Annotated in this window: 9 protein-coding genes; 3 read left to right on the forward strand and 6 right to left on the reverse strand. The window is 44.6% G+C overall.

The genetic code is table 11. The features are described 5' to 3' along the window. Nucleotides 1-69 precede the first annotated feature (69 nt). The 5 genes from R1T43_RS17305 to phoB form a co-directional block, all read right to left on the reverse strand. Nucleotides 70-4,143: a hypothetical protein gene (locus tag R1T43_RS17305; protein ID WP_317350525.1), complete on the reverse strand. Its 4,074-nt coding sequence runs from the start codon at nucleotides 4,141-4,143 to the stop codon at nucleotides 70-72. A gap of 207 nt (nucleotides 4,144-4,350) precedes the next feature. Continuing rightward, the gene (locus R1T43_RS17310; RefSeq protein ID WP_317350527.1) at nucleotides 4,351-5,160 is read right to left on the reverse strand and encodes a 2OG-Fe(II) oxygenase; all 810 of its coding nucleotides are present in this window, start codon (nucleotides 5,158-5,160) and stop codon (nucleotides 4,351-4,353) included. A 25-nt stretch (nucleotides 5,161-5,185) separates the two neighbouring features. Further along, nucleotides 5,186-6,148, reverse strand: a complete 963-nt coding sequence (locus R1T43_RS17315; RefSeq protein ID WP_211069887.1) for a PstS family phosphate ABC transporter substrate-binding protein — start codon at nucleotides 6,146-6,148, stop codon at nucleotides 5,186-5,188. Next, nucleotides 6,149-7,450, reverse strand: a complete 1,302-nt coding sequence (gene phoR, locus R1T43_RS17320; RefSeq protein ID WP_061997161.1) for a phosphate regulon sensor histidine kinase PhoR — start codon at nucleotides 7,448-7,450, stop codon at nucleotides 6,149-6,151. It lies immediately after the preceding gene. A gap of 73 nt (nucleotides 7,451-7,523) precedes the next feature. Further along, nucleotides 7,524-8,213 (reverse strand): phosphate regulon transcriptional regulator PhoB, encoded by a 690-nt coding sequence (phoB, locus tag R1T43_RS17325; RefSeq protein ID WP_057793852.1) that lies wholly within the window; start codon nucleotides 8,211-8,213, stop codon nucleotides 7,524-7,526. Nucleotides 8,214-8,415: 202 nt separating this feature from the next. Between phoB and R1T43_RS17330 the strand changes: the two genes are divergently transcribed. Next, complete coding sequence (locus R1T43_RS17330; protein WP_211069888.1) at nucleotides 8,416-10,152, forward strand: sensor histidine kinase; 1,737 nt, start codon at nucleotides 8,416-8,418, stop codon at nucleotides 10,150-10,152. A gap of 93 nt (nucleotides 10,153-10,245) precedes the next feature. Then, complete coding sequence (rdgC, locus tag R1T43_RS17335; protein WP_317350532.1) at nucleotides 10,246-11,157, forward strand: recombination-associated protein RdgC; 912 nt, start codon at nucleotides 10,246-10,248, stop codon at nucleotides 11,155-11,157. A 129-nt stretch (nucleotides 11,158-11,286) separates the two neighbouring features. Here the strand turns inward: rdgC and R1T43_RS17340 are convergent, their stop codons facing one another. After that, on the reverse strand, nucleotides 11,287-11,856 hold the full coding sequence (locus R1T43_RS17340; RefSeq protein WP_317350534.1) for an XRE family transcriptional regulator: 570 nt from the start codon (nucleotides 11,854-11,856) through the stop codon (nucleotides 11,287-11,289). Between the two features lie 162 nt (nucleotides 11,857-12,018). Here R1T43_RS17340 and R1T43_RS17345 point away from each other — a divergent pair, with 162 nt between their 5' ends. After that, a complete protein-coding gene (locus R1T43_RS17345; RefSeq protein ID WP_317350536.1) occupies nucleotides 12,019-13,182 on the forward strand; it encodes a benzoate/H(+) symporter BenE family transporter in 1,164 nt (387 codons plus the stop codon). Nucleotides 13,183-13,229 lie beyond the last annotated feature (47 nt).

Raw genomic sequence — 13,229 nt, forward strand, 5'->3', positions numbered from 1 at the left:
TAGGAAGACCTTTCAACACAAAAGCTAAGGCGCATAAGCGCCTTAGCTTCAATGAATGACGAAAGTAAATTAGTCTTCAAGACCTACAGTTACCCAGCCTAGCGTCCAGTTAGCTTCGCCATCGAATGCACCCTTATAATCAGTGCTATCGAAGAAGCTATCTAGCGTAGACGCATCAAAACCAGAACCAAGTAACGCTGAATCACTGCTTGGCACATAGCCGGTTGCGTCATCGAAGCTTAATGCGTCAATATCTGCAACAACGGTGTTACCATCTTGTGCTTCAAACCACTCTTGGGTTGTTGCCGTGCCAATCACATCAGAACCAAATGCGCTTGTAGACTCACAAGCCACTGCAGAATGGGTAACGGTAAGTGACGCATCTGCTGCATTCGCAATTGATTCATCACCGTTAACGCGTAGGCAGTTGCTGTAGTCAGCGCCGCCAGTTACCACTAAGTTTTTAATGGTTCCTGCAGTACCGTTGCGCAGACGTACACCATTGGTATCTGTAGAACCAATGATGGTTACATTAGATACAGTAGGTGTTGTAAGTGGTGTCCAAGTAGGATTGTCTTCATTGTTGTCAGCTTCAAATGCGTTGTCGCCGCCATTAAGACCCTGTTTGATAAGTACGTACTGAGCCTTACCTGTCCAACCGAAAGACCAATCCAGTGAGTCATCACCGATGGCTGTTAATACTAAGTGGCTAACGTTTACCGTGCCACCAAAGAACTCAACACCATCATCTAAGTTCTCGTGCACTTGGATGAAGTCTACTTCTGTACCACTACCAACACCAGCAAATGAAATACCGTTTAGTTCATCACCTGCTGCCAGTGCTTTACCTGCATGCTTAACAATAACGTAGCGGAATGTACCAGAGCTATCTTCTGCATCGGCGCCGCCATATAGACCAGCGTCACCTTCAGCAGATACACCACATGCTGCTAATTCAGCCTCTGATGTTGCGTCGTCGTCGCCTGTATTACACAAGTTAGTTGGCGCATTACCTAAGATAACTAGGCCGCCCCATTGACCGATAGTCGTTTCGCCACCTGTCATATCTTCAGATGAGGTGAACGTGATAGGCAATGTTGCTGTACCAGACGCTTCCATCTTTGAACCGCGGCGTACCACTAAGAAATCGTCGCCATCTTCACCAAATACGGTAGTACCGCGTTGGATATAAAGCGTAGCGCTATCAGCATTATCGTTACCTACTGCAGTACGGCCTTTAATTAACCAGTGAGCATCATTGGTTAAAGAAACGTCAGCAGTAAAGATAGTATCAGCAGCTAGTTGATATACAGGCTTATCTGTAATGGCGGCAAAGCTGCCTGAAACGTCAGTCGCTAGGCCTTGCTCAAAGGCGTTAGTCACATCTGAAGGGATTGAGTCGTTAACCGCAACAGTCCAACCATCCATCCAGTTGTTTTCGCCATCAAATGCGCCGATGTAGTCAGTTGATGTGAAGAAATCACTGTCAGCAGACATATCAACGCCAGCGCCAAGTAAAGGAGAACCAGAGCGAGGTGTGAAGCCATCGGTAGAAAGCATTAAGGCTTCAGCCGTTTGTACACTGTTTCCAGTTTGACCGGTAAACCACGCTTGTGTTGAATCACCGCTGATTTCATCAGATCCAAAGTTGTCATCTGTCTCACAGGCAACCACTGAATTCTCAACAGAAAGTGCACCAGATTCTGCATTAGCGATAGATTCAGCACCGTTAACACGTAGGCAGTTTGAGTAGCCTTCACCCGCCGTAACCACTAAGTTACGAACTGCTCCTGCAGTACCGTTACGTAAACGCACACCGTTTGTGCCATCGGCACCAACAATGGTTACGTTCGAGATAGTTGGGCTAGTAAGCGGTAACCAAGCTGGATTATCTTCGTTGTTATCCGCTTCGATAGCATTATCGCCACCTGCAGCAGATTGCTGGATATAAACGTTTTGTGCGTTACCAGTCCAACCAAATGACCAATCTAGTGAGTCATCGCCGATATCAGTCAACACAATGTTGCGAACACTTACTGTACCACCGAAGAATTCAACACCGTCATCAAGGTTTTGGTGAACTTGAATAAATTCAACTTCAGTACCAGAACCAATACCCGCAAATGAAATACCGTTTAGCTCGTCACCTGCCGCTAATGCGCGACCTGCGTGCTTAACGACGATATAGCGAAGTGTACCTGAATTATCTTCAGCATCTGCACCACCGTATAGGCCTGCATCGCCTTCCGCGGCTACGCCACATGCCGCTAATTCCGCATCTGAAGTATCAGAATCATCACCCGTGTTACATAGATTAGTGGGTGCGTTACCAAGAAGCACTAAACCGCCCCATTGACCAATTGACGTTTCTTGACCCGTTAGGTCCTGAACTGAGGTAAATGTAATGGGTGCACTGGCCGTGCCTTCAGCTTGAATCTGAGAGCCTCGACGCACTACTAAGAAGTCATCGCCTTCTTCGCCGAACACCGTGGTGCCTTGTTCAATGTAAAGTACTGCATTATCTGCGTTATCGTTACCAACCGCTAAGCGACCTTTAATTAGCCAGTAAGCATCGTTAGTTAACGTTACATCACTGGTTAATGTTGTATCTTCAGCAAGTTCATAAACTGGCTTATCGGTTAATTCTGGGAAGTTAGCAGATACATCTGTTGCTAAACCTTGTTCGAAAGCCGTTTGGATATCCGTTGGAAATCCACCATTTACGCCAACCGTCCAACCGGTAGTCCAGTCTTCACCAGCAGGGTCAAATGCACCGATGTAATTTCCACTGTTAGCTAACGGCGATGCAGAAGTTGGGAAATAACCGTTATCTTCAAATAATAGTTCTGATGGTGTAAGCACACTATTGCCTGTTTGGCCTTCAAACCAAGCTTGTGTAGACTCACCGCCAATCTCATCTGAACCAAAGTTGTTGGCAGGTGTTTCACACGCAACAACAGAGTTAGTAATTGAAAGCTCGCCAGATTCTGCATTAGCAATAGACTCGTCACCATTTACACGCAAGCAGTTAGCGGCCAAGGTAGAACCTGTTACCACGACGTTTGATAACACACCCGCAGTGCCGTTACGTAAACGTACGCCGTTAGTGCCATCGGCACTTACAATGGTTACGTTAGAAATCGTTGGTTTGGTAAGAGGTAACCATGAAGGATTATCTTCATTGTTATCCGCTTCAATGGCGTTATCGCCGCCGTCAGCAGATTGCTGAATGTAAACGTTAGTTGCACTACCCGTCCAGCCGAAAGACCAATCTAGTGAATCATCACCAATATCAGTAAGTACGACATTGCTTACACTAACCGTACCACCGAAAAATTCGATACCGTCATCAAGGTTTTGGTGAACTTGAATGTGATTAACGGTGGTTTCAGAACCGATACCCGCAAATGAAATACCGTTTAGTTCATCACCAGAAGCCAACGCTTTACCCGCATGCTTAACAACAACGTATTCAAGCGTACCCGAGTTGTCTTGAGCGTTGTTGCCGCCATATAGGCCTGCATCACCTTCAGCAGACACACCACAAGAAGCCAGTTCATCGTCAGACGTTTGGTCATCATCACCAGTGTTACAAAGGTTGGTTGGTGCATTACCGAGTAATACCACACCACCCCATTGGCCAATTGATGTTTCTTCGCCAGTAACATCTTGTATAGATGTCATAACGATTGGCGCTGAAGATGAACCAGACGCTTCAATTTGTGAACCACGGCGTACCACTAGGAAGTCATCACCGTCTTCACCGATAACCGTAGTACCTTCTTCAATGGTAAGTACTGTTGAATCAGCGTTGTCGTTACCTACAGCCGTACGACCTTTAATGATCCAGTGTGCATCGTTCGTCAACGTCATGTCTTGCGTTAACACTAAGTCGTCGTTTAACCGATAAACAGGTTTATCGGTAATAGTAGAGAATTCGCTAGATGCATCTGTCGCCAAGCCTAATGAAAATGGCGTATCAACATCAGGGGTTGTTGGCGTGGTTGGGGTCGTTGGCGTGGTTGGTGTTGTTGGCGCTGCAACAACTTCGTCACCTTCGTTAATATTTATATCGCCACCGCAACCTGCAAGAACAAGTGCTGTTGTAATTGCACTGATCTTAAAAACATTACGAATTTCCATTAAATTCTCCAGTTAGATCTTAGTTTGAATTTCAAAGTCCGGTAGAGGTTAAATGAGAAGGGTGACATTTTTGTTACAAATGCACATTCAAATAGAAATATTTGGAACTTTTATAAATAGTCTTAAATGTCTTTAAGATTGTCTTGTTTTTTAGGTAGTTAAAACGAAATTTAGGGATTTCAGCAGATGGTTATATTGAAAGATTTGCTAATTTCTATCTCGAAACCACTTGGTTATGACGTTTTTATTACCCGTAGTCACCGGTTCAGCATAATGCAGAGTATTAAAATTAGGCGCGCCTGTTTGGGTCAAATTGTTCCATATCAGTGCTGCGCCTCGGCGGGGCTTTATCGACACCCCAATTTTTGTAAAATGTGTATGCCCCCCCTCCACGACATCGTCTAAATAAATCATGCAAGTCCATGTCCGCTGACCTCTTGTTTTTGCATGTTCTAGATATTGTGGTGTGCCTGGCGGGAAGAAATCAAAATGCGGTTTAAAATATTGCCCTTCCTCATAATGTTGTGCTTGAATCACCTCTTTTTCTCCTACGCCCAAGTCTAAGAAGTTGACGACGCGGCTATCTATTGAGGTAAATAATTCGCTCTGCATGAAGGCGAGTTCACAAGTGGAAGATGTTCTAATTCCTGCTGTAGAAGGAGCTCCAGTGAGTTTTGAGGGCGTAAGTTTACTTGAAGAAAGGCTTATCACCTCGTGGCACTCGTCAGCAGATAGAAAGTCGTCAACGCGATAGAGCTGAACTTGCTCTTCATCGTACAAACAACTCACATTCTGATTTGAAGGCTGATGTAAAAACGCAGGAAATGCGAGCTTACGGTAAAATTCTATGTCTCGGTCGAAAACATGCTTTTCAGGTAAATTGCTGCCTAGAAGCGAGCGAACGGTTTTTGCGTCAAACCCATTTAGAGTTAACTGTTCAATAATTACGGGCAGTGCCGTGCCTGATAAAAGGTTTTTTACTACCCAATTTTTCCAGCGTGATGAAACGTGCTCCACGATTACCCACCTGCTTGTACAATAACTAATCAACCAACCTACGCTGTCTAAGCAGCATATCTTCTCGAATAGGAAAGTACCCATCTCGTGATACTTGCTCTTGGCCTTGTTCAGACAAAATATAACGCAGAAACTCTCTTTCAAGAGTAGGTAGTGGCTCACCAGGTTTTTTGTTTATCACCAAATACAAGAAACGAGAAAACGGATAAGACTCACTGCGAACGTTATCTATGGTAAGTGGCACTAAAGAATCTTTGCTTTCACCTAATGGCAGCGCCCGCACTCCTGCAGTTTTATACCCGTAGGCGGCGTAGCCCATCGCCCCTTTGCCTGAAGCCACAGATAGCACCACTGATGCCGACCCCGGCTGTTCGTTAACTGTATTTCTAAAGTCACCGTCACACATGGCTATGATTTTAAATAGCCCATAGGTTCCTGATACCGAATTTCGTCCGTACAAGCGAATTGGAGCGCGATAACCGTTCGCGTCAATGCCTAACTCTGACCATCTATTGATTGGCCCATCCCCTCCGCAAAATTGTGTTTGGGAAAAAATAGAATCGACTTGGTTTAAGGTTAGCCCTTGCAACGGATTGCGGCGTTCAACAAAGATAGCGATGGCGTCCATCGCAACCTTAAGGACTAAAGGCGGGTAACCGTGCTTGCGGGTAAAGTCGCGAATCTCGCTAGGTTTTAATTCTCGGCTCATTGGGCCGATAGTGGCGGTTCCTTCAATGAGCGCAGGGGGCGCAGTAGAAGAACCAGACGCTTGAATTTGAAAACCCACCTGCGGATAGAGGGCTTTGAATTCTTGTGACCAAAAAGTCATTAAATTCGCGAGTGTGTCTGACCCTACCGAAGTAATTTTTCCTGCCACCCCAGGTTGACGTTCGTATTCTAACTCGTGGGTAGTTTCAGCGCCTAGCGAGCCTGAAACAAGAAGCAAAACGGCCACATTGCACAAGGCGATGAATTGCTTTATTCGCATTTAAATTTGCTCCGCAATTAACTCTTTATCCAGCACAAAGGAAAACTGACTGCCCTCCCCTAAAGTGCTAGCAATGTCTAAACGAGAATTATGGTGGCTAAGTACGTGCTTCACTATCGACAACCCCAATCCTGAACCACCGGTTTTGCGTGACCGTGCTTTATCAACCCGATAAAAACGTTCTGTGAGTCGATTAAGATGATTGGATTCAATGCCATCGCCATTATCGTGCACCGCGAACTTTGCGCCTTCCTCATCATGCCGCCAATATACATGAATTTCACCACCAGGTGGAGTGTAGTGCACCGCATTAAATACTAAGTTAGAACAAGCACTTCGTAGCTCGGTTTCAACCCCAAAGACTTTAAGGTCGGTATCAATATGAAATTCAATATGGTGTTGTTTTTCTTTATTCAGTGCTTGGGCTTCTCGCTCTATCTGAGACAGTACCGTGGGAATATTAACCACATTTTCGTAAATCCGTTCCGAGCTGGCTTCAATGCGAGACAACACCAATAAATCTTCAATCAAATTTTGCATACGATGAGTTTGCGCAGTCATCTCCTTCATGGCTTTTTGCATAAAAGGATCTGCGGTTTCATCCACTGGCAAGATTTCTAAATAGCCATTGATAACCGTGAGAGGCGTTCGTAGTTCATGTGACACATTGGCGACAAAATCTTTACGCATGGCCTCTAACTGAGAGACGCGGGTAATATCTCGCGCAATCAATAACAGGTGCTCGTCGCCATAAGGCATAACCCGATATTCAAAGGTTTTATGCGGGTTGGTTGGTGATGGAACTTCAATAGGATATTTGAAATTTCCAGCATGAAAATACTGAATAAATTCTGGGTGTCGTAGTAAGTTATCGAGCCTTCTGCCCGCATCTTGTGGCCACTTTAAGCCCAGATCCAACCGCGCTAAGCGGTTACACCAGATAATACATGCTTTAGAATCTACTACTACCGCTGCATCGGGGAGTGCTTCAGACCCCTCACGGAAGCGCTTCACTAGTTCGCCAAGCTCTTTACGCTTATTCCTGTTTCTGCGCTGCAGGTAATAAATACCTTCGTAAATATGCTCCCACACACCACGCACTGTGGGTGGTGACATCTTACGGCTATGCCATAACCAGCGGTTAAGCTTGTATAAATGCCAATAGTTGAAAATGAGCAGCAAGGTGGCGCCAATGGCTACAGCAAATAACATGTCATTCATGTACCAACCGATTAGCGCGAATACCAGAAGGTATAGCACTAGTCGAAGCGTACTTCTCAGCCATGAGAACGGGTAATACATAGTGAATGCGCCCTGAAACAGTGAAACGCGGAGAGCGAAGAGACGCTAGTGGCGTCTCTTATCCGCTGGGAATTTAGAGTTTGGTAGAGAAACGGTAACCGGCTCCACGCACGGTTTGAATCATAGCATCATGCCCATGACGAGAGATAGCTTTACGTAAACGCCTGATATGTACATCAACCGTTCTATCTTCCACATACACATTCGTACCCCATACATTGTCGAGTAATAGCTCACGGCTATAAACACGCTCTGGGTGGGTCATGAAAAAATGCAGTAATTTGAATTCTGTGGGACCCATGTCAAGTGGCTCTTCATTAGCCATAACACGGTGAGACACCGGCTCAAGTTTCAAGCCGTTAAATTCAATAGGCTCTTCATTTGATGTAGGCGTTACGCGTCGCATCACCGCTTTAATTCGAGCGATAAGCTCTTTGGGTGAAAACGGTTTAGTGACGTAATCATCCGCACCCGCATCAAGGCCTCGAATTTTATCTTCTTCTTCGCCTCTAGCGGTAAGCATAATCACTGGAATATCACGAGTAAACTCATGCTGCTTTAAACTCTTAGCCAATTGCACGCCGCTACCACCCGGTAGCATCCAATCAAGTAAGATTAAATCTGGGTAAGGTTCACATATTTTTTCTTGCGCTATATCGTAATCTTCGGCTTCAATGATATTAAAACCAGACTGCTCTAACACAAACTTAAGCATTTCACGGATGGGCGCTTCGTCCTCAACCACCAAAACTGTACGAGACATTATTATTTTCCTGCTCATCACAAAACGCCGCTATTATTAATGTGCACTGTGACACTTTTATTAAAACGATTACATTAATGTGTCAAGTTTTCGACAAAGATAGGTAAAACTTTCTTCATAGAGGTTGCTTGTTTATTCATACATTTACGCATATTCTTGGCAATGAAGGTCAAGTAAATTGTAGACAGAGGAATGTTGTTCAATGGCGGCGGTAAAAACTGGGTTATCAAGAAAACTGCTGACACGAGTGCTTTCTGTATACTTCATTCTTACGCTTATTGTTACCGTTGGACAGATTTTTACCGAGTATCTTAGTACCAAAGATCATGTCGAAGATGAATTACAAACTTTAAAGAACACCTTCTCAACCAGCTTGACCCGTGCCCTGTGGGAATTGAACACCGAACAAGCTAGCTCAATAGCAGAGGGGTTATTAGAACTTCCTATTGTTGAAGGTGTACAAGTCAGGGATGAAAATGGCAATCAAATTGCCGACTACGGTTTAAGCATTCAGCGTCCCCGCTCTCCTATCGAAGAAGAACTTATTGAAGACCACCCAGGTGGTATTTTCAGTTATAGCTTTCCATTAATATTTAAATTTTCAGGACGAGAATCGACTGTAGGCGATGTAACGCTCTACTCAAGTTTCGATACTATTTTTGGTCGTATTGAAATTGGGATCTTTTTTCTTATTGGTAATGCGTTAATAAAAACAACCTTCTTGGTGTTTCTTTTTATGACCGCGTTTCGCACCATGTTGTCCGAACCCTTGGCTGAAATCACCCATCAAATGGAAGGGTTCGATCCACTTCACCCTGAAGAAAGTAAGCTTTCAGTCAAAATAAGTGACGATAATGAATTATTGCAACTAAAAGAGTCGTACAACAATGTTATCGACGACTTAATCGTATCAAATAGCAAGTTGACCAATGCCCAAAGTCAGCTGTCACATGCCAATAAAAAATTAGACGACCAGAACCTCATTTTAGAACAAGAAGTGGCCAAGAAAACCTCTTCGCTTTCTCAAATTATGCTTAGCCTAGAACAGCAAAAAGACGAGCTTATCGCGAATCAAAGAGAGCTTCGTCAAGAGAATGAAAATAGGCAGTATATAGAAGATGAGCTTCGTAAAAGAAACTCGGAGTTGGCGAATTCAATGGGAAATTTACAGCTCGCCAAAGATCAGTTAGTCGAATCTGAGCGCATGGCTTCTCTTGGCGGGTTGGTAGCAGGCATTACCCATGATGTGAATACTCCATTGGGCGTTGGCGTGACGGCAGCCAGCTTTTTGCAAGAGCGACTCAATAACTTAAAAACGGGTTTTGAAGAAAAAAGCCTGACAACTAAGAACATGGAAAACTTCATTAATGAAGCTGAGCAAACGGCTAATCTTCTGTTAACTAACTTAAACAGAGCATCTGAGCTTATCGCCAGCTTCAAACAAGTGGCGGTAGATCAAACCAGCGAAACTGAGCGAGAGATAAACCTTAACGATTACATTCGTGACATCATTAAATCGCTCAAGCCAAGCTTCAAGCATAGTAATCATGAAATAGTGGTCAATTGCCCTGAAGATCTTTATATTCGCTGTGCACCAGGGGCCATTGCCCAAATTGTGACGAACATGATTGTGAACTCTTTAGTGCATGGTTTTGAAGACACTAACGATGGCAAAATTACGTTGGATGTGAGTACTGATAACAACACCATAGAAATGCGTTACCGTGACAACGGAAAAGGTTTATCTAATGACGACTTAGATAGGTTGTTTGATGCCTTCTTTACCACTAAGCGAGGAGAAGGCGGCAGCGGGCTTGGCACACACATTATGTACAATCTTGTTACTCAGTCTTTATCTGGCCACATTGAAGCGCAAAGCAAACCTGGCGATGGCCTCCAATATACCATTCGCTTTCCTATGAAGGGCAAACCTGCTTAACAAAAAATCTCTATAGCTCCCGTACTATATCCGTTGCACCGCATTCGCTAGCTTGGTACGCTTGCCCACCATTTTTAAAAGAGATAGCCTCAAATGTGGTTTAAAAATATAAAAGCCTACCAAATTACACAGCCACTTTCCCTTGACGATGACGACCTAGAGCGCGTGCTAAGCGAGCAAGCCTTCCGTCCTTGTAAGAGTCAAGACTTGGCCACTATGGGCTTTGCCTCCCCTTTCTCTCAAGCCGGCAAACAAGGCACTATGTTTCAGCGTGTTGGCCAACGTTATTGGCTTACTGTTAAGAAGCAAGAAAAGCTACTTCCTGCCGCGGTAATTAATGCCGAACTGGACGACATGGTTGCCAAAATTGAAATGGAAACCGGTTCGCCTGTCGGTAAAAAGGCGAAAGCTGATCTTAAGCAGGAAATTCAGACTCGCTTGTTACCTCAAGCGTTTACTAAAAACACTTACACCCATGGGTTTATTTCATTAGAAGATAACCTTGTGGCTGTTGATGCCTCTGCCGATGGCAAAGCTGAAGCCTTTTTAGCCCTAGTTCGAAAAGCCATTGGCTCACTACCGGTTGTGCCTTTAGCTCGCCACAGTTTGCAGTCTGAACTGACTCACTGGCTGACTGACGCTGCGCCAGATGGCATAGCACTACTTGAAGAAGCCGAGTTCAAATCTACAGATGATGCTGGCAGTATTATTCGCTGTAAGAACCAGCCGCTTGATAGTGATGAAATCACGATTCACTTGGATGCAGGTAAGCTGGTACAAAAAGTAGCGTTTGAATATCAAGATACCCTAACGGCAGTTATTGCTGAAGATGGCTCGTTAAAGCGTATTAAGTTTACCGATAGATTAAAAGAAGAGACTGAAGACATTCCTAAAGACCAAGTTGAAGCACGCCTAGATGCTGAATTTGCGTTAATGTCTGCAGAGCTTTGTACTTTGCTAAACTTCTTGCGTGAAACGCTCAACTTGAACGACGCTAACAACTAAACCGTGTTTAACTAGCGTGACATTAATACGTGTTGAGCAGTGCCCCATGGGTATTGCTCAACATTCTGTTTATCTTAGTCATCCGTTAGCCAGCCGCTTTACCTCTAATCACTTGCCTGCCAGCTGCCTTTACAACACCGGGTAGTGGATAATATTAATAAACCGGGTTTTCCCACTTTCATCTTTGTAGCCATGCACTTGATCGGCATTTATCAAATACTGCTCGCCTGCCGTTATGGTTCTACTATCATCGCCCTGCCTTAGAGTTAACCTACCCTCAATGCAATGAATATGCTCTGTTACCCCACTTTGGTGGGCGGTAGAACGCTGCTCATGGAAGTGAGTTAGGGTAATTTCAAACACCTCAAAACCTTTGTTTACATCAAAAGGAAATAGGGTTTTCACTTGCATGTTTGGGTCGTGAATAAAGCCGTGATTAATATCGAATTCAGACTGTGCGTTTGCTGCAATAAAAGAGGAGAACGAGGCATTTAACCCTGTCGCAATTTTCCATAATGTGGCAATAGTCGGGCTTGATTCTTGCCGCTCTATTTGGCCTAACATGGCTTTAGACACACCTGTTAACGTGGCGGCTTTATCAAGAGACAAGCCCATATCACCACGCAACTGCTTTAAACGCGTAGAGATACTTAACGAAAAGTCCCCTGCCTGTAGTGCATCGCTATTGGTTTTCATCATTCACTGCTTCTTGTCACATTTAAACAACTAGCGTCTATTTAGCATTTTAAACAAAACGCCTTGTGCGTTATAGCGCACAAGTGTAGAGTTAACTTATTGCGTACGTTATAACGCACATAGTATGAAGTAGTTTAGAAATAGGTTCAAATTGTTGGGGCAAAGATGAAATCAAAATGGCAGATTAGCCACATTTCTTCAGGATTAACGGCAGTCACCGTTGGCTATAGCAGTGCCGTTGTTATTGTTATTGATGTTGCCCGTAAAGCGGGAGCAAGCCCTGATATGGTCATTAGTTGGCTTCTCGCCTTAGGCCTAGGCATGGGCATTTCCTGTATTTTCTATTCTTGGCTAATGAAAATGCCTGTCGTCACTGCATGGTCTACCCCTGGTGCGGCCTTTTTATTAGGTAGCGTGGAACAGTATAGTCTCCCAGAGAGTATCGGCGCCTTTATTATCTGCGCAGTGCTTTCACTGGTTACCGCGCAAAGTCGCAGTTTGCTCAATCAAATAAGCCGTATTCCGACTAGTATCTCATCGGCGCTACTGGCAGGTATTCTATTGCCTATCTGTATATCGATATTCACTGATGTAGAACAACATCCCTATATTGTTGCCAGTTTTCTGGCTATCTATCTTGCTGGAAGCCGATTTTTCCCTCGCTACCTTATGTTGTGTTTACTGGCTGTTTCTATCGTCACGAGTAGCTACTTAAACGGTGAAATTCCCTTAACACTCGCACTACCTACGCCCGTGTGGGTTAGCCCTGAGTTTTCAGTTACCGCCGCCATTGGGCTTGCCATTCCTTTGTACATTATTACTACCCTTTCTCAGAATTTACCCGGCATTGCGATACACCATGCCCATGGTTACCACCCCGACCATAAAAAAGTGCTAAGTGGCATTGCCATATTGCAGGGGGTGCTGGCGCCGTTTGGCGGGTTCACGTTTAATCTTGCGGCAATAACCGCGGCCTTGTGCATGGGAGAAGAAGCAGATAAAGATAAAAGTCAGCGCTACAAAGCGGCCATTGCCGCCGGTATTGGCTACCTATTCATGGGGCTACTCGCCTCTGTTGTGGTGGTTTTATTCGTTTCAATGCCCACGATTGTGGTGCATTTACTGGCAGGTCTTGCGCTGCTGGCTACCTTGCAAGCCGCTCTAGTCAAAACCGTAGAGAGCGACAAATACCGTCACGCTGCCTTAGTCACTTTTTTATGTACGGCGTCAGGCTTCAGTCTTCTATCTATCACCTCAGCGGTGTGGGGCCTATTACTCGGCTTATTGTTAATGCTGGTTGAAAGTAATAAACAAAAAAGCCGAACATAAGTTCGGCTTTAAGTCATCGTTCTTACCAGCGTTATAGTCGCAACGTG

This window comes from Alteromonas sp. CI.11.F.A3 (assembly GCF_032925565.1).
Lineage (GTDB): Bacteria > Pseudomonadota > Gammaproteobacteria > Enterobacterales > Alteromonadaceae > Alteromonas.

What these genes read in the sequence shown, in the direction of transcription:
- R1T43_RS17305 (WP_317350525.1), bottom strand. Translation starts at nt 4,143, where the DNA reads ATGGAAATTCGTAATGTTTTTAAGATCAGTGCAATTACAACAGCACTT.
- R1T43_RS17315 (WP_211069887.1), bottom strand. Translation starts at nt 6,148, where the DNA reads ATGCGAATAAAGCAATTCATCGCCTTGTGCAATGTGGCCGTTTTGCTT.
- phoR (WP_061997161.1), bottom strand. Translation starts at nt 7,450, where the DNA reads ATGTATTACCCGTTCTCATGGCTGAGAAGTACGCTTCGACTAGTGCTA.
- phoB (WP_057793852.1), bottom strand. Translation starts at nt 8,213, where the DNA reads ATGTCTCGTACAGTTTTGGTGGTTGAGGACGAAGCGCCCATCCGTGAA.
- R1T43_RS17330 (WP_211069888.1), top strand. Translation starts at nt 8,416, where the DNA reads ATGGCGGCGGTAAAAACTGGGTTATCAAGAAAACTGCTGACACGAGTG.
- rdgC (WP_317350532.1), top strand. Translation starts at nt 10,246, where the DNA reads ATGTGGTTTAAAAATATAAAAGCCTACCAAATTACACAGCCACTTTCC.
- R1T43_RS17340 (WP_317350534.1), bottom strand. Translation starts at nt 11,856, where the DNA reads ATGATGAAAACCAATAGCGATGCACTACAGGCAGGGGACTTTTCGTTA.
- R1T43_RS17345 (WP_317350536.1), top strand. Translation starts at nt 12,019, where the DNA reads ATGAAATCAAAATGGCAGATTAGCCACATTTCTTCAGGATTAACGGCA.